Raw genomic sequence first — 19,554 nt, forward strand, 5'->3', positions numbered from 1 at the left:
TCATCGCGGCGGCGCCGACAGCGCGGATCGCAGCATCGCGGCGAGGTCGTGCCGCCGGAACGGTTTTGTCAGAATGCGGGCGTCGCCGAGCCCGTCGGGCGTCTTGACGGGATTTTGGGTGTAGCCGGAGGTGAAGAGCACCTTGAGCTCGGGCCGCAGCTGGGTGGCCTGTCTGGCAAGCTCGGGCCCGAACATGCCGCCGGGCATCACGACGTCGGTGAACAGCAGGTGGATGTCCCCCGGCTGGCGCAACAGGTCGAGCGCCGTGGGACCGTTCGGTGCTTCGATGACGCGGTAGCCGAGCGCCTTCAGCTCGTTCACGACATAGGTCCGCACCATGTCGTCGTCCTCGACGACGAGAATGGTCTCGCTGCCGTCGGGTGCGACGGTCCGCTCCCGGGATGATGGATTCTCGGTCGGCGGCGTTGCGAGGCGGGGAAAGAACAGCCTGACGACGCTGCCGTGTCCCGGTTCGGACTGCATCTGCACCAGGCCGCCGGACTGCCGCACAAACCCGTAGACCATGCTGAGGCCAAGCCCGGTCCCCTTGCCGACCTCCTTGGTGGTGAAGAATGGCTCGAACGCGCGGCTCGCCACCTCGGCGGTCATGCCGCTGCCGGTGTCCGTCACCGCGACCATGACGTAGTCGCCGGGCCGCGGCTCGCCGTTGACGTCGACGTCGGTTTCTTCGAGCGAAGCGTTGCGCACCTCGACCGTCAGCTTGCCGCCGTCAGGCAAGGCGTCGCGCGCGTTGAGCACGAGGTTGAGCAGCGCAGTCGTCAGCTGGCCGGGATCGACGCTGGTCAACCACACGTTCGCCTCGAGCGCGAAAGCGCACTCGATGTGCCCGCCCAGGGTCCGACGCAGCAACGGCTCCATGTCGCGAACCTTGCCGGCGATGTCGATCTCTCGCGGCCTCAAGGGCTGCTTGCGCGCGAAGGCGAGCAGGCTCCGCGTCAGGTCGGAGCCGCGCTCGGCGGCGGTCGCGATGTCGCCGGCGATCCGGTGCAATTCCTTGTTTCCCGCCAGACTGTCGGCAAGATGCTCCGCATTGCCGAGAATGACGGTCAGCAGATTGTTGAAATCGTGCGCCACGCCGCCGGTGAGCTGGCCCATGGCCTCCATCTTCTGGGATTGGCTGAGCTTCTGGTTGAGGTCCGCGATGGCGGCGCGTTGCTGCTGGAGCGACTCGGCGGTGTCGTTCAGCAGGCTCATCAGTCCGCCGAGCTCGCCGCGCGGATGGGGCGGCGGAATTCGTGCGCCGAGATCACCGCGCCCGAGCTTCTTCGCCATCGTGGCGAGTCGCCCGACCTGGCGCCCGACGCTCACGGTCGCGAGGATCCAGACCGCCGCCAGCAGCAGCAGCGAGGCCACCGCCAGGATCGCCATGTCCTCGTAGAGTCGTCGGTTTGCTGCCGCGACCAGCCCGTCCTTGGACCGTCCGACCAGGATGTAGAGACCGGCATCCCGGGTCGACGGCGAGCGGGCGGCGACACTCCAGACATGGGTGCGGCCCTCGCGATCAGTGACCTCGTGGAAGGACTCCCGGTCGGGCGTTGCCGCGAAGCGGAACAGTTCGGATCCCGCGATCGACCCGCCGACGGGCTCGGTCCAGCCTCCGCCGGAGGGAGCGACCAGAACCGTGCCCTTGGCGTCGACGAGCAGGATATCCTTCTCGGCGAGCAGCCGCTTGTGGTGAAACTCCGTGAATTTGCGCAGGTTGAACGAAGCGAGCAGGATCAGCTTCAGCGCGCCCGCTTCCGATCGCACCGGATATGCGATCTGGAGCACCGACAGTCCGGTCAGCCGGCCGAAGACGGGTTCGAGCACGACGCCGCGCGAGACCAGGGCCTGCTTGAAATAGGCGCGATCCCGGAGGTCGAGGGCGCGGTTGGTCCGCAGCGAGTCGCAGAACAGGATGCCGTCCGGATCGATGGTCAATATCCCGGTGAACTGTGGGTATTCCTCGCGCACTTCCGACAGAAACGCCGAGCACGCCGCCTTGTCGCGCGTGTCGAGGTCGCGCGCACGGGCGAGACCATAGTGAAGCTGGGCGGTGCCCTGAATCTTCTCGTCCAGATCGCTTGCAATCTCGTCGGCCGTCGCAGCCAGATTGGCCAGGGCCGCGTTGATGTCGCTGCTTCGATTCTGCATGAAACGCAGCCCGACGAGGATCGCCGGCACCAGCATGGCCGCGATGACGAGTATCAGTAGCCGGGTACGCAAGCTCATCGGTCGGGTGGTCCGCTCTGGTCATCGCGTGTGCTGGTTCGCAGGTGCAATTTGCGGCACCACCGTCCGTTCCGTCCATAGGCATCGTGCCCAAAAGCCTTCGATGGGGGAAAGATTCTGAAGTCACGCGCAGCACGGGTGAGCCCCCGACGGGGTTCGCCGGCGAGGCTATGCCGGGCTCCCGGGATACCGTCATCCTGAACCAACTTGCGCGCGCGCGCGGCGCCGGAGGGCGCTAATATCGAGATCGATCCGCGTGCGACGAAGATCGCACTGGCAAATGGAGGAAGCTGATGTCCATCTCGGGCAAGGTCGATCCGGTGGTGCGTCCCGTTGCGGCGACCGACATCGCCGAGGCGCTGGTCGAGGGTCTGCGCGATTTCCAGGCGCTGCCCCTCTATGGGCTTTGCTTCGGCGCGCTCTACGCCGCCGGCGGCATCGTCATCATGCTCTGCCTCACCGCCTTCGGCATGGTCTATCTGGTCTATCCCCTGGCCGCCGGTTTCGCGCTGATCGGCCCGTTCGTCGCGATCGGTCTCTACGAGGTCAGCCGCCGCCGCGAGCGCGGCGAGCCCGTCTCCTTCGGCGCGATCTGGTCGGCGATACGCTCGCGCAGCGAGATCGGCTGGATGGCGTTCGTCACGCTGTTCATGTTCGTGATCTGGATGTACCAGGTGCGGCTCCTGATCGCGCTGCTGCTGGGCCTGCACGTCTCGTTCTCGAGCCTTCAGGAGTTCATGACGGTGGTGCTGACGACCAATGAGGGTCTGCTGTTCCTCGCCATCGGCAACGCGGTCGGCGCCGTGCTGTCGCTGATCCTGTTCTCGCTCACCGTGGTGTCGTTTCCGCTGCTGCTCGATCGCGAGGTCGATTTCGTCACGGCCATGGTGACGAGCGTGCGTGCGGTGGTGACCAGCCCGCTGCCGATGATCGGCTGGGCGGCCGTGATCGTGATGCTGCTGATCGTCTCGGCGCTGCCTTACTTCCTCGGGCTGATCGTGACGCTGCCGGTGCTCGGCCATGCGACATGGCACCTCTATCGGCGACTGGTGGCGCCCACACCGTAAGTCGTGGTGTCGTCCCGGCGCAGGCCGGGACGACAGCGGTGACCTACGGCGTCTTGATCCCCATCGCCTTCAGCGCATCCAGCATCCGCTGCGGCGGGCCCATCTTCACCACCAGCGGCTTGCCGGTCTCGAGCACGCTCTTGAGGCCGGAGAGGATCGCGGGCCAGCCCTGCCGTCCGCCGGAAAGGATGTCGTCGCTGAGCGGCCGGTCATGGCCTTCGCTCATGGTGAGACGGACCGCGTCGCCGACCTCTTCGATCTCGTAGGTGACGAGGGTCGGGCCGAGCTTCTCGATCAGATCGGGCCAGTTGACGTTGAAGGTGACCGAGAGCTTGCGCGGCGGATCGTAAGCGAGGACCTCGCCGCTGATGTGCAGGGCGCCGTCGGGCGTGCGCACGACGAAGGCGCCGCCGAGCCGCGGCTCGACCTCCACGGCATTGCCGAAGAAATACTGCCGGCTGAACTCGGCCGAGGTCAGCGCCTCCCACACCTTCTCCGGTGTGGAGGCGATGTAGATGGTGTAGACGGTGAGCGGCTTGAATTGATCGAGGTTCATTTTGCGTCGAATCCCTTGTTGAGGGCTGCGCGGGGAATGGCGAGCACCTTGCCTCTCTCCAGCAGGCTCTTGAGCCCGGACAGGATCGCTGGCCAGCCATTGGAGACGGCGCCGAGATATTTGCCGCCCTCGACGAAACCGTCATGCAGCACGGTCAAACGCACGAGCGAGCCGAACGGTTCGATGGTGAAGACGACGCGCGAGATAGGCTCGCCGCGGAGCTCTTCGTATTTCTGGTGCTTGAAGCTGTAGGACAGGCGCCGCGGCGGATCGGCCTCGAGGATCTCGCCGGAATCGGTGATTTCGCCGTCCAGCAGAAGCGCGAAGGGCGAGCCGACCTTCCAGTCGGAACGGATCTCGGCGCCGAACCAGTATTGCCTGGTGAACTCGCTCGACGTCAGCGCCTCCCACAGCTTTTCCGGCGAGGTCTCGATATAGCTCACATAAACGAATTGCGGCTTACTCATCGCGCTTCTCCAACTGGCGTTTCAACTCGCCAAGCGCGGCGAGCTTGCCGCGCTCGAACTTCCTGATCCAGCGTTCGCCGATCTGATGGATCGGCACCGGATTGAGGTAATGCAGCTTCTCGCGGCCATGCCTGATGGTCGTCACCAGGTTGGCCTCTTCCAGAATCACAAGGTGCTTGGTCACGGCCTGCCGCGTCATCGAAAGGCCTTCGCAGAGTTCGTTCAGCGTCTGGCCGTTCCTGGCGTGAAGCCTGTCGAGCAGCGATCGTCGTGACGCGTCGGCGAGCGCTTTGAAGACCTCATCCATGGTCACGATGATAGGCAACTCAATGGTTGCATGTCAAGATGGTGTCTTTGGCGCCCCGCGCTCATGTCTCTGGAAACACAGGAGATGAAGGAATGGATGGATGCTGCGCTGGATGGGCGGTGAGGTGGGCCGCGAACCGCGCCACGTTCTCCGCTGTCATCACCCGCGGAAGCGGGTGATCCAGTATTCCGGGGCGCTCGTGGGATACGGAGAAGCCGCGGCGTACTGGATACCCCGCATCCGCGGGGTATGACACCGGCGGTTGGGCGGGCACACTGCGCTCATCTGTCTTCCGTTCCCGGCTCCGCCATGCATTAATGTCCCAACCGCCCTCAGCGAGTTCCTCCCATGATGTCCATGCAAGCCTATCTCGCCTTCGTCGCCGCCTGCATTGCGCTGGCGCTGCTGCCGGGTCCGATCGTCACCCTCGTCATCGCCAACGGCCTGCGCCACGGCACGCGTGCGGCGCTCACCAATGTCCTTGGCGCGCAGGCCGGCCTTGCCATCGTCATCGGCATCGTTGCGATCGGCCTGACCTCGCTGATGGCGACCATGGGCTATTGGTTCGACTGGGTGCGCTTTGCCGGCGCCGCCTATCTGGTCTGGCTCGGCATCAAGCTGATCTGGGCACCGGTCGAAGGCGTCAATGTCGACCAGCCGCCTCCGCCGCCGCGCGGCGGCTTCTTCCTGCAAGGTTTCCTGGTGCTGCTGTCGAACCCGAAGGTGCTGGTGTTCTTCGGCGCCTTCATCCCGCAGTTCATGGACATGAACCGCGACCACTTCCCGCAAGTCGCGCTGCTGGGCGCAACTTTCATGGTCACCGCGGCGATGACGGACGCGCTCTATGCGATTGCAGCCGGGCGCGCCCGAAAATTCTTCTCGGCCCGCCGCACGCGAATGATGTCGCGTATCTCCGGCGGCTTCATGATCGGCGGCGGTATCTGGCTGGCGCTGACACGGGCGAAATAACCTCCTGGCGGCCGGTTTGGTTTGAACCCTTCGCGGCGGCAATGCGTCCAATCGGGCATTGCCGCTGACGAAGGATTTTGCCGTGCCTGATCTGCCCCCGCTCGTTTACGCGATGCTGCTTGCGCCGCTCGCGCTGATCCTGATTGCCGCCGTTGTGAAGACCTGGCAGGCGCGCGAGGCGCGGAGCTGGCCGCAGGCTCCCGGCAAGGTGGTCACATCGGTTGCCGAGGTGCGCGAGGTCAGGGTGTCCGACGACGAGCGCGAGGACGGCTATCGGATGGAGAACCGCAACTTCGCCAACGTGACCTACGAATATTCGGTCGGCGGCCGCAAGCTGCGCAACAACCGCATCTCGATCGGCGAAGACCTCGGCAATTTCCAGGTCGCCGAAAAGCTCGCGAAATATCCCGCCGGCAGCATCGTCACCGTCTACTACAATCCGCGCCATCCCGATCAGGCCGTGCTGGAGCGCGATCTGCCCAAGGGCCTGTGGGGCTGTCTCGGCATCGGCACGGTGATCGTGCTTGCCATCGTGTTCGGCTCGGCCTTCGGCCTCAACCAGAGTTACCAATATCTCGCCCATCACGTCGCGCGGCCCGATCTCGCGGGCCTGGTCGTTGCCTTCGGCGCGTTCGGCCTCGTCATCGCGATGATGGCGTGGGCCGTGCAGCGGCAGGCGTCGATGGCGACGCGGTGGCCGACTGTGCCGGGCACGATCAAGCTGTCGGGAATCGAGGAATATCACCAGGCCAGCGAGCCGGGCGAGCGCCGCGGCACCGAGATGTTCGGCAAGCGTGTGACCTACACCTACCTCTATCAGAATGTCAGCTACACCAATGAATGCGCGCGCGTCGCGGCAGGAACGCCGTCGGCTTCCGACGAGATGCTGCGAAAGCTCATGTCGCGCTATCAGGACGGCGCGACCGTCGAGGTCCGCGTCAACCCCGACAACCCGGCCGAGGCGACGCTCGACGCGCGCGGCGACGGCCGCATCGCCTACGTGCTGTGGGGCATCGCCGCGATCTTTGCCGCGCTCGCGGTGTTCGTGGCAACGCGTGGCGGCTAATCGACCAATCTCTCCGCTCGCAGCTCCATCTCGATCTCCGCAAAGATCCTTGCCAGCCGTTCGGCCCATTGCTGCTGGCCGGACTGGTCCGCGATCAGATCCTGGCGGATCTCGATGCCGGTGTTGACGAGGCCGCGGGCTTCGCCGTGCACGGGGATGGTGTAGTCGGTGAGGTCGTTGACCGCATAGGGCTCGTTGTCGCCGACGACGAGGTCGCTCTCGGCGTGGAGATGTTTCAGCAGGAGCTGCGGCAGCACGGTGTCGCGGTTGTAGAGTGCGCCGATGTGCCAGGGCCGCTCGACACCGGCATAGACCGGCGTGAAGCTGTGCAGCGACACCAGCACCGTCGGTCGCTTGTCGTGCAGGCGGCGGCCGATCGTGGCATCGATGCGATGATGGTAGGGCTCGAAAATCTCGCGCCGCCTTGCCGCGCGCTCGCCCGCGGAGATTCCCTCATTGCCCGGGATGGCCGTTGCCTCGGACATCACGGGAATCGAGCTCACGGCGCCCGGCGGGCGGTTGCAGTCGATCACGAGCCGCGAATAACGCTGCGCGATCAGGTGGGCGTCGAGCATTTCTGCCAGCCGCTCGGCGACGCCGGCAATGCCGATGTCCCAGGCGATGTGCCGCGTCAGCTCGTTCTCGGCGACGCCGAGATCGCCGAGCGCGCGCGGCAGCACCCGCCCGTGATGATCCGAGGTGAGCAGGAAGGGCGATGCCCCTGCCGCATTCACCTCATGCACTGGCGGAATGTCGCCCTCGCCGAGCAGTTGATCGGCCGCGTCGGCTGTGTCTAAAGCCATCCTGATTGCCTATGGAAAATGCAGTCACCCCAAGAATCGGGCAGAATCGCTATAGATTGATCCGCCCAAAGTCACCATGATCGCCTCACGATGCCGCTGCTCACGATTCATCACAAGACCGAATATCGCTATAACCGCCCCGTGGCGTTCGGCGAACACCGGATCATGCTCCGTCCGCGCGACGGGCACGATCTGCGCGTGCTCGATTCCAGGCTCGAAATCTCGCCGGAGCCGATGTCGCTGCACTGGATCCACGACGTGTTCGGCAATTCGGTCGCGATCGCCAATTTCGACGAGCGCGCGGACACGCTGATCTTCGACTGGCGTGTCACCGTCGAGCACAATCCGGTGGAGGAGTTCGCGCTGACGCCGGACGATCCGGCCTATTTCTATCCCTTCGTCTACGACGACGAGGAATTCCCCGATCTCGTCCAGTACATCACGCCGCAATACACCGATCCCGACGGCGAGATCGCGGAGTGGGCGCGCGGCTTCCTCGACGAGGACGCGCCGACGCCGACCTTCAAGATCCTGAGCGGCATGACGCACGGCATCCGCAAGCAGTTCAAATACCGCAGGCGCCACGAGCTGGGCACGCAGCATCCGCTCGATACTTTGCAGTCGGGCACGGGAACTTGTCGGGACTATGCGCTGTTCATGATCGAGGCGCTGCGCCAGCTCGGCATCGCCGCGCGGTTCGTCTCCGGCTACATCTTCGTGCCGGAGGATATCGAGCAGCGGCACGTCGGCGGCGGTTCGACCCACGCGTGGGTGCAGGTCTATTTGCCGAGCGCGGGCTGGATCGAGTTCGATCCGACCAACGGCATCGTCGGCACCCGTGACCTGATCCGGGTCGCGGTTGCCCGCGATCCGCGCCAGGCGATCCCGCTGCACGGCGTCTATATCGGCTCCGGGGATGCCTTCGACGCCATGGACGTGAACATCAAGGTGGTCTCGGACGACCAGGACAACGATCACGAGATGGAGGCAGAGGTCTTGTAGATGGACATCAGGGTCGGCTTCGAGATCGCCTACGCGGCTGCACAGCCGACACCGATGGTGATCATGCTCAACATCCACCCCTCGCGGCAGGCCGACATCATCGGCACGGAGACGGTGGTTGCGGAGCCCGACGTCTCGATCCGCTTCTATCACGACAGTTTTGGCAATGTGTGCGGCCGCCTCGTGGCGCCCGCCGGCGGCGTGACGCTGAAAGGCCGCGCGCTGGTGCGCGACACCGGCCTGCCCGACGAGGTGATGCCGGACGCGCAGCAGATCCCGATCGAGCAACTGCCGAACGAGCTGATGCTCTACCTGATGCCGAGCCGCTATTGCGAGACCGACAAGCTCACCGACATCGCCTGGTCGCTATTCGCCAAGACGAAACCTGGTTGGGATCGCGTCGCTGCCATCACCGAATTCGTGCACAAGCACGTCACGTTCGGCTACGAGCACGCCCATCACATGAAGTCGGCGCACGACGTCTTCGAGCAGAAGACCGGCGTCTGCCGCGACTTCGCGCATCTGGCCGTCGCGCTCTGCCGCTGCATGGGCATCCCGGCGCGCTACTGCACCGGCTATATGGGCGACATCGGCATTCCGCCGGATCCGTCCCCGATGGATTTTTCCGGCTGGTTTCAGGTGTGGCTCTCCGGCAAATGGTTCACCTTCGACGCCCGCCACAACGTCCCCCGCATCGGCCGCATCCTGATGGCGACAGGCCGCGACGCCGCCGACGTCGCGCTCTCGACGAGTTTTGGACGGATGGAATTGAAGAAGTTCGAGGTGGTGAGCGACGAGGTGGTGAAGGCGAGGTGAGGTGTCGCGCGCAATGCTCCTCCGATGTCGTCCTGGCGAAAGCCAGGACCCATTACCCCGACTGTTCGTGTGGCGTTGCGCTGTGGCCGTCAGGTTGCCCATTCCAGCATTCGGTGGTTATGGGTCCTGGCTTTCGCCAGGACGACATCGGACGACATCGAATGTGCAGCGCTGTCGTTCCGCAAAATTCGCAGCTATAGAGCCCCCATGACCTCCGATCGTCTCTTCGTCTACGGCACCCTGATGCGTGGCTTCGACCATCCGATGGCGCGGCTGCTTGCCGGCCATGCGGAATTTCTGGGTGAAGCGACCTGCCGCGGCCGGCTCTTTCTCATCAAGCATTATCCGGGATTGCTGCTGTCGGATGCGCCGTCCGACCTCGTCCATGGCGAGCTCTTCCACATGCACGTGCCCGACGAGCTGCTGCGCGAGCTCGACATGTACGAGGCCTGCGGCGAGGGCTTTCCGGAGCCGACCGAATATCTGCGCAAGCTGATCGACGTGACCCTGCCGGACGGCACCGCCGGCAAGGCGTGGACCTATGTCTACAATTGGCCCGTCGCCGATCTGCCCCGCATCGAGTCGGGGCGATTCCTGGATCACTAGAGCATGATCCGGAAAAGTGCGTAGCGGTTTTCCGACAAGATCATGCTCAAGAAAATAACCTAAAGCGCGATCTCCTCGCGCTTTAGGCCGACAGCACTTCCTTCACCACGCGAACGTCGACTTCGCGCTCGACGTAAGTCCATTCCTCGGTGCGCCTGAGCAGCGCCACCAGCTCCTCGAACAGCGAGGCGTGCGTGGGTGCGAACTCGAACCAGGTCAGGAAGTCGAAGGGACCGCCGAGGTCGCGGCAGTGATAGAGCTGCCGCGCGATGGCGGGCAGGAAGCGCAGGCTGCTGGCGATGTGGTGCGACTTGTCCTCGAAAATCTTGCGGCGCTCTTCCTGCGTCAGCTCCCACCAGGCTTGCGACTTGCGGATCGGGATCAGCGCCGCGCTGGTTGCCTCGAGCCGGCCGAGCCCGGCCTGCACGGCCACGAGCTGCTGCTTCTCGGCGCGCTCGGTGTAGCGCAACGTGCTGGGGACGCCGACCAGCCGCCACGCATTGCGCGAGGGCACCAGCGGCAACGAGACGGCCTCGCTGTCGGTGACCGACAGCGCCGGCATGAAGGGCAGGGGCTCGCCCGTCACGGGCGAAATCGAGGTCACGCGCCAGCCCCCGCTGTGGCCGCCTCGAAAGGTCCTGAACATGGCCTATGGAAGCGTGGAACCGGGCCGGGTTCAAGGCCTCTCTGTTGTCATTCCGGGGCGCGCCTCTTGGCGCGAGCCCGGAATCCATCGCGCCGCCGGAATGCCGGGAGAAATGGATTCCGGGCTCGATGCTCCGGGCCGCGCTTTGCGCAGTCCCGTCGCATCGCCCCGGAATGACCGATGAATGACGGAAAGGCCTGTGCATAGGTCGAATAACCCGGATAAGCCTGACAAACCTGACTTTTGGGCACCCCGCACCTATATCCCTGATCCTTCGCCCGACTCACACGGTTTCGCGCTAGACACACCCCATGCGCTTCACGCCCCAATTCCTCGACGAGCTTCGTGCCCGGCTCTCGGTTTCCGAAGTCGTGGGCAAGCGCGTGAAGCTGAAGAAGGCCGGGCGGGAGTGGAAGGGGCTGTCGCCGTTCCAGCAGGAGAAGACGCCGTCCTTCTACGTCAACGACCAGAAGGGTTTTTACCACGACTTCTCCTCCGGCAAGCATGGCGACATCATCAGCTTCGTGATGGAGACCGACGGCCTGCCGTTCGCCGAGGCCGTCGAGCGGCTCGCGAGCATGGCGGGCCTGCCGCTGCCGGCGGTGACGCCCGACGCGGCACGCCAGGAGCAGCGCCGCCGTTCGCTGCATGACGTCATGGACCTCGCCGCCAAGTTTTTCGCCGAGACGCTGGCCTCGCGCGTCGGCGCCAAGGCGCGCGGCTATCTCGCCGACCGCGCGATCTCGCCGGCGACGCAATTGCAGTTCCGCCTCGGCTACGCCTCGCCCGATCGCTTCGCGCTGAAGGAGCATCTCGGCAAGCTCGGCGTCTCCGTCGACGACATGGTCGAGACCGGCCTGCTCGTCGGCGGCAACGACATCCCCGTGCCCTATGACCGCTTCCGCGATCGCGTGATGTTTCCGATCACGGATTTGCGCGGCCGGGTCATCGCCTTCGGCGGGCGCGCGCTGGAGAAGGACGTTCCGGCCAAATATCTGAACTCGCCGGAGACGCCGCTCTTCCACAAGGGCGACAATCTCTACAACCACCAGACCGCGCGCGCCGCCGCGCATAATGGCAGCGCCCTGATCGTGGTCGAAGGCTATGTCGACGTCATCGCCATGGTCACCGCGGGCTTTGCAGGCAGCGTCGCGCCGCTCGGCACCGCGCTCACCGAAAACCAGCTCGCGCTGCTCTGGAAGATGGCGGACGAGCCGATCCTCTGCTTCGACGGCGACCGCGCCGGGCAGAAGGCGGCGTATCGTGCGGCCGATCTCGCGCTGCCGTTCCTTGCGCCTGGAAAAAGTCTGCGCTTTGCGCTGCTGCCGGAAGGGCAGGACCCCGACGATCTCGTGCGTTCGGGCGGCCGCGGCGCGATGGAAGAGGTGATCGCGGCGGCGCGCCCGCTCGCCGACATGCTCTGGTCGCGCGAGCTCGAAGGCGGCAACTTCGCCACGCCCGAGCGCCGCGCCGCACTGGAAGCACGCATCAAGGAACTCTCCAATGGCATCCGCGACGAGGTGGTGCGGCGCTATTATCGCCAGGACCTCGCCGAGCGGCTTCAGCGCACGTTTGCACCCGAGACCGGGCGCGGCGGCTATGCCGGCCGCGGCAATTTCCGCCCCGGTCAGGGCGGCCGGCCGTTCCAGCCGCGGGGCGGCGGGCAGGCGAATCGATTCGGCGGTCAGGGGTTCCGCGGCGGGGCCGGCCCCACCCCGCTACCCTCCGGCCCCTATCAGGCGGCGAGCCCCCAGCTCGCGACAAGCCCGATCATGAAGGGACAGCGCAGCGCCATCTCCCGCCGGGAGGCGCTGATCCTGCAATGCCTGATCAACCACCCCTGGCTGCTGCATGAGCACCTCGAGGAGGTCGCCGCCCTGGAGCTGGCCCATCCGGAGGCCCACAAGCTGCGGGCCGGCATCATCGCCGCCTTCGCCAACGACCATCACCACTCACCGGACCCCGGCGAGCAGGCCGAGAAGATGCGGGCCGACATCGAAAAGGGCGGATTTTCTCAGCTTCTTCAACGGGTTGAGAATGGCATCACGACCCAGGCGGTATGGGGCGCGCGCGAAGGCGCGGCGAGGGACGACGTTCTCTCCACCTGGCACCAGCTGGTTGCCTTGCATCGGCAATGGCATTCACTACTTAGGGAGTTGAAGGACGCCGAGCTGGCCTTGGGGGAGGACCCCAGCGAGGCCAATTTGGCGTGGCTGCGTGACGTCAAGGCTCGGATAGGCGAAGTCGACGGCACCGAGGCCCTGATCGAGGGTTTTGGCGAGCTGTCCGGCCGGCTCCAGAAGAGCGTGTGATGAAAGAATCATGCGGACGGCCGGAGCCGGAACCGCTAAAAGACTCGCCAAATCCATGGTTTGGCGGCAAAAACAGGGTTAATCGAGGCTTAACGGTCTTGTAGCACTTTGGCCCAGAGGCGGCCGCAGGCAGAACAGACGCGTCAGGAATGAATCCGCGCGAGCACTGTTGGCACTACACCTGCATCCGCTGCGACAAAGAGGCTCACGAAGCGTTAGGCAAATCCGGCGAGAGAAAGTTGGGGGTGGCGAGAGATGTACGCGCCGCCCTTTCCGTGTCGAGAGCTGACGAAGCGAGAGCGTCGAGCAACAGGTTCAAGTGATTTCAGGCAGGCGCGGCGAACGTCTGTGTGAAACGCGTTTAGGAGCAATGGATGGCCACCAAGGCAAAGACGCTGCAGGCGAAGGACAAGGAAAAAGACGACAAGGCAGCGGATGCTCCCGAGAAGGATTCCCAGGACGCGCCCTCGCCGTTGCTCGATCTGTCCGACGCGGCCGTGAAGAAGATGATCAAGCAGGCCAAGAAGCGCGGCTTCGTGACCTTCGATCAGCTCAACGAAGTCCTGCCGTCCGACCAGACCTCGCCCGAGCAGATCGAGGACATCATGTCTATGCTCTCGGACATGGGCATCAATGTCACCGAAGCCGATGATAGCGAAGGTGAGGAAGACAAGGACGAGGGCGGCGAGGACGAGACCGACAACGAGCTCGTCGAGGTCACCCAGAAGGCCGTCACCGAGGTCAAGAAGAGCGAGCCGGGCGAGCGTACCGACGATCCGGTACGCATGTATCTGCGCGAGATGGGCACCGTCGAGCTGCTCTCCCGCGAAGGCGAAATCGCGATCGCCAAGCGCATCGAGGCCGGCCGCGAGGCGATGATCGCGGGGCTGTGCGAAAGCCCGCTGACCTTCCAGGCCATCATCATCTGGCGCGACGAGCTCAACGAAGGCAAGATCTTCCTCCGCGACATCATCGATCTCGAAGCGACCTATGCCGGCCCCGAAGCCAAGGGCGGCATGAACACCGCGATGATCGGCGGTCCCGCTGGAGAGAACGGCGAAGCCACGGCCGAGGGCGGCGAAGCGGCGGTAGTGACCGGCGGCGCCCCCGCGCATGTCGCCCCGCCCGCGGCACCGCCGGCGCCGACCCCGTTCCGCGCTGCGCCTGCCCCCGGCAACGGCGCTGAAGCCGAGAAGGATCCGGGCGAGGCCGCCGCCGAAGCCGACATGGACGAGGACGACGAGTTCGAGAACCAGATGTCGCTTGCGGCGATCGAGGCCGAGCTCAAGCCCAAGGTCGTCGAGATCTTCGACAAGATCGCCGAGAGCTACAAGAAGCTGCGCAAGCTTCAGGAGCAGGACATCCAGAACCAGCTCGAGAGCACCTCGCACGGGCCCTCGCTCTCGCCGCACCAGGAGCGCAAGTACCGCAAGCTCAAGGACGAGATCATCGTCGAGGTGAAGTCGCTGCGCCTCAACCAGGCGCGTATCGACTCGCTCGTCGAGCAGCTCTACGACATCAACAAGCGCCTCGTCTCGCATGAGGGCCGCCTGATGCGCCTTGCCGACAGCCACGGCGTTGCGCGCGAAGACTTCCTGCGCAACTACACCGGCTCGGAGCTCGATCCGCGCTGGCTCAACCGCGTCTCGAAGCTGTCGGCCAAGGGCTGGAAGAACTTCGTCCATCACGAGAAGGACCGCATCAAGGACCTCCGTCACGAGGTGCATCAGCTCGCCGCGCTGACCGGCCTCGAGATCGTCGAGTTCCGCAAGATTGTGCACTCCGTGCAGAAGGGCGAGCGCGAAGCCCGTCAGGCCAAGAAGGAGATGGTGGAAGCCAACCTCCGTCTCGTGATCTCGATCGCCAAGAAGTACACCAACCGCGGCCTGCAGTTCCTCGACCTGATCCAGGAAGGCAACATCGGCCTGATGAAGGCCGTCGACAAGTTCGAGTACCGCCGCGGCTACAAGTTCTCGACCTACGCCACGTGGTGGATCCGGCAGGCAATCACCCGCTCGATCGCCGACCAGGCCCGCACCATCCGCATCCCCGTGCACATGATCGAGACGATCAACAAGATCGTGCGCACGAGCCGCCAGATGCTCAACGAGATCGGCCGCGAGCCGACCCCGGAGGAGCTCGCCGAGAAGCTCGGCATGCCCTTGGAGAAGGTGCGCAAGGTCCTCAAGATCGCCAAGGAGCCGTTGTCGCTCGAGACGCCCGTCGGTGACGAAGAGGATTCACATCTCGGCGATTTCATCGAGGACAAGAACGCGATCCTCCCGATCGACGCCGCGATCCAGTCGAACCTGCGCGAGACCACCACGCGCGTGCTCGCCTCGCTCACCCCGCGCGAAGAACGCGTGCTGCGCATGCGCTTCGGCATCGGCATGAACACCGACCACACGCTGGAAGAAGTCGGCCAGCAGTTCTCGGTGACGCGCGAACGCATCCGTCAGATCGAGGCGAAGGCGCTGCGAAAGCTGAAGCATCCGTCGCGGAGCCGGAAGCTGCGGAGCTTCCTGGACAATTAATTCGGATCGTCATGCCCGGGCCTGACCCGGGCATCCATCCAACGAAAACGGCGGGCCGAAAGCCCGCCGTTTTTCTGTTCTGCTGACGCTTGCCGTGTCCCGCGGACGCCGCCTACTTCTTCTTCACCCCGACCCGGTCGAGGTTCTTGATCGCCAGCGGCGGGCGGCCGGACTTTTCGGCGATCTCGCGGTCCTGCTCCATGATGAAGCCGCGGGCGGGCTCGTCGCCCTCGAGGCCTCCGAGCAATTCCGCAGGGACGCGCCGGTTGGAGCGTTGGGAGCCGTCCTCATAGACGACGTTGAAAAAGGCGAATTCGCCTTTGGGATTGGTTCCGGGTTTCTTGGCCATGGCCGCTTGTCGTCGATAAGGGCGCAGCAGTCAAATGGCTTTGGCGGTTGTCGACATCCACGTCGAGCCGGCGCTGCGAGCTTGCTGCTGCACCAATCGGTGAAATCTGCTTGTCGGGGCAAGGGCGGCACGCGCTCGCCGGCGATCTGCTGCGACCCTTCCCTCAATAAACGGCGGGCTGAAAAGCCCGCCGCTTATTTTGGGTCTTCAGCGTCGCCCGGGGCTGGCGGGGCGACAACCTAGAATAGAAGATTATAATCTGCGCCATGCCGTGGCAAGATAAATCGCGGCCGCGTTGGTGTCGCGACGAGCGCAGCAGATATGCTTCGATCGCGGCCTCCGGTTTCGATGTACGTCGAAGCAATTGTTTGGACCGTCAAAGCATTTTGTTCATCTTTCCTGCTCTCGCGATGCAGCGCGAGAGTTGCGCACTTGTAGGGGAGTGCGCCGGGCTGCACGTCTTCCCGTTTGCGTGCGGACGATGTGATCCGGTGGATGCGGACGAGTTCCATCTTCGCGGTGCACATCTCAATGCGTGCGCGTGCGCTGCGCCAGTTCCTGGACGGCGAGCCGCGATTGGTGTCCGCCGCCGCGCCCGCCATCATCCTCTTTACGTCCCTGCGCCATGATCGCGCTGCCCATCGCCGCGGAACCGAAGGTGATGAGGAACGAGACGAGGAGCAGAGCAAGCGCGATACCGCCTGCGCGGTCGGCGAGGATCAGCTCGCGCAGATGCCCGGGGTTGAGCCAGAGCAGGCCGCCGACGAGAAGCGCCGCGGCGCAGGCGCCGATCGCAAGGTTGATGGCGAGCAGGCGGAACAGGGGGATGCGGAGGAGGGCGGGGCGGATTGGTCGAGGCTGCTGATGTTCTGGCATGGCTGGTTGCCTTATGATCACATCGGCTGCATCAACCGACGGCGCTGTGCAAGCACCAACATCATAGCGGCAACTCTCTCATCCGTCATTCCGGGGCGCGACGACGTCGCGAACTATGATGCGCGATTGCGCATCTGAGAATCCATCGCGCTATCGACTCTGCCGTTCGATGGATTCCGGGTTCGCCCTTTGGGCGCCCCGGAATGACGAGTAAGCCCTCACGGCGCCACCAGCTCCACCCGCCGGTTCAGCGCGCGGCCGCCGTCCGTTGCGTTCGGGCCGACCGGGGCCAGCAGGCCGACGCCGGCGGTACGCAAGCGTGTCTGCGCGATGCGAAAGCTCTTCACGAGCTCGGCGGCGACTGCTTCGGCGCGGCGCTTCGACAGGTCGAGATTGTACTCATAGGCGCCCTGGCTGTCGGTGTGGCCGACGATGAAGACGTTGAGCTGCGGCTGGCTCGTCAGGAGCTTTGCGATCTGCTCCAGCGTCGGGCGGCTCTCGGGTTTCAGCACGGCCTTGTCGGTGTCGAAATAGATGCCGTAGAGCGCGATGTGGCCGGTCTCGCCAAGGCCCTTGGCCATCGCGGCGGCATCGACCATCTTGTTCGCGATGGCGCCGAGCTCGGCGACGGTGACCTGCGCATAGATCTCCTGGTTGTTCTGGCTGACGATGACGCTGGCATAGGTCTCGCGTCCGCCTTCGCTCTTGCGGCCGGCAAAGTAGCGGTAGTTGAAGCCGTCGACCCACATCTGCGGGATCGGCAGCGTGTCGACGCTTTCCGTGAAGGGAATAGCGCCGCAGGCCTCGGTGTCGCAGGCGAGCAGGGTCTCGAAGCCGGCCTTGGCGAGCTGCGTCTCGAAATTGCGCGACACTTCCAGGATCGAGGGGCCCGGATTGGTGCGATAGGCGATGCGGAAGATGCGCCCCTCGAGCCGCCGCGCATCGGTCGGCTGGCCATCCCTGAAGGCGGCCGCCTGCATCCGCGCCGCGTCAAAATCCTTCACCACATAGCCGGTGATGACGCTGCCGGCGAACCGGCCGATGCCGGGATAGTCGCGGCCGCCGGCGACGTCGCGCGTCTGCGCGGCAGCGGCGGTGACGGCGAGAAGGGAGAGCAGGGCGGCAAGGACGAGCGATCCGGGGATGTTTCGCGGCGCGGGCATCGGCACTCTCTGTCGGTTGAGGAAGGGGGCGCAGACGTTAGTCGCCTGCACTCTACCGCCGGTTCTTACCGGCGGCCCATTCCCTTGCCGATTGTCCGGAAAGCCGCCGCCGCCCGTTTCAAGCCGCCGGTGCAATCCGGCTGCCGGCCTCGTGCTCCCGCGCCGCCTGCTGGCGTTCCATCATGGTCTGCCACAGCGTCGCGATGCTGGCCTGGGTCTGCGGCGCGATCAGGCAATGGCCCTCATTGTCGAAGCCGCAGAACCGCACCGACGGGTCTTTCCTCACCTCGGTCAATGCCTGGTTGAGCATCTCCAGGCAGGTCATGACCTGGCCGACGTCCTGCAGGCGGGTGTGATGCAGGATGTCCATCAGGCGGAACGTCATCACCGCGGGCTGGCCGAAGCTGATGCCGGGACGGCCGAGCTCGAACAGCACGTTCACGGCGGGAAACACGCCGCGGACGTGCTCGAGCACGCCGGCCATGTCTTCCACGCTACAGGCGACGAGATGAGCAGCCTGCGGCGGCGCGGCCGCGGGCGTCCGCGGTGCAAGGCCGAGCGAGGCGGTCACCTCCTGCTCGATCCATTGCCGCACCAAGGCGGGTGCGTTGCGGATCTGCTCGGCGGTCAAGGTAATTCCGGTCATCAGCTATTCTCCTGGGCGGCTCTCCTGGTTCGCTCAATCTAGAAAGCGGGGCGTGAGACACGTTGATGCGGATCAAGCGCGCCGCTTTGACGGTCAAAGCGGGGCGTGAGACACGTTGATGCGGATCAAGCGCGCCGCTTTGACGGTCGCCGCTTTCCCGGGCATGATCGCGCGCTGCTTCGCGCAAGGGTTTTTGGGGGATCGCTCGACATGCTGAGATACGCTCTGGCCGCCGTTTGCTTCGTTGGTCTGGCCGGCGGCCCAGCCGAGGCCGCGCGCTGCGGCGGCGACTTCAACGGCTTCGTCGCCAGCATGACCGCGGAAGCGCAAGGAGCCGGCGTCTCGGCGAACGTGACCAGTGCGGCCTTCAGCGGCATCACCCAGGACGGCGCCGTGCTCGCCTTCGACCGGCGCCAGCGCTACACCTTCAACAAGAGCTTTGAACAGTATGTCTCGACCCGCGTCGGGCCGGGCCGCATCAATGGCGGCAAGGCGCTGTTGCAGCGTCACGCCGCGCTGCTCTCGCGCATCGAGCAGCAGTTCGGTGTGCCCCGCTATATCCTGGTTGCAATCTGGGGGCTGGAAAGCGATTTCGGCAAGGGCGACATCGGCAAGCTGCCGGTGATCCGCACGCTGGCGACGCTTGCCCATGACTGCCGCCGCACCGAGTTGTTTCAGGGCGAGCTGCTCGCTGCCCTCAAGATCGTGCAGCGCGGCGACCTGCCGCTGCGCGACCTGATCGGCGCCTATGCCGGTGAGATCGGCCAGACCCAGTTCCTGCCGTCGTCCTACATCAAGTACGGCGTCGATTTCGACGGCGACGGCCACGTCGACCTCCGCCACAGCGTCCCCGACGTGCTCGCCTCGACCGCGAACCTGCTCCACACCAGCGGCTTCAAGATGGGCCAGCCCTACGGCGAAGGCACCGCCAATTTCGAAGCGATGCGGGAGTGGAACAGGGCGGTGATCTATCGCAAGACCATCGGGTATTTTGCCGATCGGCTGGCGGGGCAGTGAGGGCGAGAGACGTTTGCTTCTTCTGTGTCGTCCCGGCGAAGGCCGGGACCCATATCCACCGAACTCGGTTTGCCGAAGACAAGCAGTTCGCTACTCCCACCGTTAGCAACCGATAGATTC

Annotated in this window: 19 protein-coding genes; 9 read left to right on the plus strand and 10 right to left on the minus strand. The window is 65.0% G+C overall.

The window, feature by feature from the left end; genetic code table 11:
• A complete protein-coding gene (locus tag XI09_RS18515) occupies nt 1-2,232 on the minus strand; it encodes an ATP-binding protein (protein WP_271568106.1) in 2,232 nt (743 codons plus the stop codon).
• 293 nt (nt 2,233-2,525) lie between these two features.
• Between XI09_RS18515 and XI09_RS18520 the strand changes: the two genes are divergently transcribed.
• Nucleotides 2,526-3,299: a DUF2189 domain-containing protein gene (locus XI09_RS18520; protein ID WP_271568107.1), complete on the plus strand. Its 774-nt coding sequence runs from the start codon at nt 2,526-2,528 to the stop codon at nt 3,297-3,299.
• A 43-nt stretch (nt 3,300-3,342) separates the two neighbouring features.
• Here XI09_RS18520 and XI09_RS18525 read toward each other — a convergent pair whose 3' ends face one another.
• The 3 genes from XI09_RS18525 to XI09_RS18535 are packed head-to-tail and all read right to left on the minus strand — an operon-like array spanning nt 3,343 to nt 4,629.
• Nucleotides 3,343-3,855, minus strand: a complete 513-nt coding sequence (locus XI09_RS18525) for an SRPBCC family protein (RefSeq protein WP_271568108.1) — start codon at nt 3,853-3,855, stop codon at nt 3,343-3,345.
• Nucleotides 3,852-4,322: an SRPBCC family protein gene (locus XI09_RS18530; RefSeq protein ID WP_011090095.1), complete on the minus strand. Its 471-nt coding sequence runs from the start codon at nt 4,320-4,322 to the stop codon at nt 3,852-3,854. The genes XI09_RS18525 and XI09_RS18530 overlap by 4 nt, the downstream gene beginning before the upstream one ends.
• Nucleotides 4,315-4,629: an ArsR/SmtB family transcription factor gene (locus XI09_RS18535; RefSeq protein WP_092189981.1), complete on the minus strand. Its 315-nt coding sequence runs from the start codon at nt 4,627-4,629 to the stop codon at nt 4,315-4,317. The genes XI09_RS18530 and XI09_RS18535 overlap by 8 nt, the downstream gene beginning before the upstream one ends.
• Nucleotides 4,630-4,977: 348 nt before the next feature.
• Between XI09_RS18535 and XI09_RS18540 the strand changes: the two genes are divergently transcribed.
• The gene (locus XI09_RS18540; protein WP_171901227.1) at nt 4,978-5,598 is read left to right on the plus strand and encodes a LysE family translocator; all 621 of its coding nucleotides are present in this window, start codon (nt 4,978-4,980) and stop codon (nt 5,596-5,598) included.
• Nucleotides 5,599-5,680: 82 nt separating this feature from the next.
• A complete protein-coding gene (locus XI09_RS18545; RefSeq protein WP_271568109.1) occupies nt 5,681-6,664 on the plus strand; it encodes a DUF3592 domain-containing protein in 984 nt (327 codons plus the stop codon).
• Here the strand turns inward: XI09_RS18545 and XI09_RS18550 are convergent.
• A complete protein-coding gene (locus XI09_RS18550; RefSeq protein ID WP_271568110.1) occupies nt 6,661-7,467 on the minus strand; it encodes an N-formylglutamate amidohydrolase in 807 nt (268 codons plus the stop codon). The genes XI09_RS18545 and XI09_RS18550 overlap by 4 nt on opposite strands.
• Nucleotides 7,468-7,557: 90 nt before the next feature.
• Between XI09_RS18550 and XI09_RS18555 the strand changes: the two genes are divergently transcribed.
• The 3 genes from XI09_RS18555 to XI09_RS18565 all read left to right on the plus strand — a co-directional run bounded on the left by XI09_RS18555 (nt 7,558) and on the right by XI09_RS18565 (nt 9,891).
• Nucleotides 7,558-8,469, plus strand: a complete 912-nt coding sequence (locus tag XI09_RS18555) for a transglutaminase family protein (protein WP_271568111.1) — start codon at nt 7,558-7,560, stop codon at nt 8,467-8,469.
• Nucleotides 8,470-9,285: a transglutaminase-like domain-containing protein gene (locus tag XI09_RS18560; RefSeq protein ID WP_271568112.1), complete on the plus strand. Its 816-nt coding sequence runs from the start codon at nt 8,470-8,472 to the stop codon at nt 9,283-9,285.
• A gap of 207 nt (nt 9,286-9,492) precedes the next feature.
• Nucleotides 9,493-9,891 (plus strand): gamma-glutamylcyclotransferase family protein, encoded by a 399-nt coding sequence (locus XI09_RS18565; protein WP_271568113.1) that lies wholly within the window; start codon nt 9,493-9,495, stop codon nt 9,889-9,891.
• Nucleotides 9,892-9,973: 82 nt separating this feature from the next.
• Here the strand turns inward: XI09_RS18565 and XI09_RS18570 are convergent, their stop codons facing one another.
• On the minus strand, nt 9,974-10,537 hold the full coding sequence (locus XI09_RS18570; RefSeq protein ID WP_271568114.1) for a chlorite dismutase family protein: 564 nt from the start codon (nt 10,535-10,537) through the stop codon (nt 9,974-9,976).
• 311 nt (nt 10,538-10,848) lie between these two features.
• Here XI09_RS18570 and dnaG point away from each other — a divergent pair, with 311 nt between their 5' ends.
• Together dnaG and rpoD are read left to right on the plus strand one after the other, a co-directional pair.
• A complete protein-coding gene (gene dnaG / locus XI09_RS18575) occupies nt 10,849-12,849 on the plus strand; it encodes a DNA primase (RefSeq protein ID WP_271568115.1) in 2,001 nt (666 codons plus the stop codon).
• A gap of 374 nt (nt 12,850-13,223) precedes the next feature.
• Nucleotides 13,224-15,383, plus strand: a complete 2,160-nt coding sequence (gene rpoD / locus XI09_RS18580; protein ID WP_271568116.1) for an RNA polymerase sigma factor RpoD — start codon at nt 13,224-13,226, stop codon at nt 15,381-15,383.
• A 112-nt stretch (nt 15,384-15,495) separates the two neighbouring features.
• Here the strand turns inward: rpoD and XI09_RS18585 are convergent, their stop codons facing one another.
• The 4 genes from XI09_RS18585 to XI09_RS18600 all read right to left on the minus strand — a co-directional run bounded on the left by XI09_RS18585 (nt 15,496) and on the right by XI09_RS18600 (nt 18,417).
• Nucleotides 15,496-15,732 carry a hypothetical protein gene (locus XI09_RS18585; protein ID WP_027548366.1) on the minus strand — a complete coding sequence of 79 codons (237 nt, stop codon included), beginning with the start codon at nt 15,730-15,732 and terminating at the stop codon, nt 15,496-15,498.
• 528 nt (nt 15,733-16,260) lie between these two features.
• On the minus strand, nt 16,261-16,608 hold the full coding sequence (locus XI09_RS18590) for a hypothetical protein (protein ID WP_271568117.1): 348 nt from the start codon (nt 16,606-16,608) through the stop codon (nt 16,261-16,263).
• A gap of 218 nt (nt 16,609-16,826) precedes the next feature.
• Complete coding sequence (locus XI09_RS18595) at nt 16,827-17,771, minus strand: OmpA family protein (protein WP_271568118.1); 945 nt, start codon at nt 17,769-17,771, stop codon at nt 16,827-16,829.
• Between the two features lie 118 nt (nt 17,772-17,889).
• On the minus strand, nt 17,890-18,417 hold the full coding sequence (locus XI09_RS18600; RefSeq protein WP_271568119.1) for a hypothetical protein: 528 nt from the start codon (nt 18,415-18,417) through the stop codon (nt 17,890-17,892).
• A 210-nt stretch (nt 18,418-18,627) separates the two neighbouring features.
• Between XI09_RS18600 and XI09_RS18605 the strand changes: the two genes are divergently transcribed.
• Entirely contained in the window at nt 18,628-19,434 is an 807-nt protein-coding gene (locus tag XI09_RS18605; RefSeq protein WP_271568120.1) for a lytic murein transglycosylase, read from the plus strand.
• The last annotated feature ends 120 nt before the right edge of the window (nt 19,435-19,554 follow it).

The organism is Bradyrhizobium sp. CCBAU 11386, assembly GCF_028128955.1.
In the GTDB taxonomy this organism is placed as follows: Bacteria; Pseudomonadota; Alphaproteobacteria; order Rhizobiales; family Xanthobacteraceae; genus Bradyrhizobium.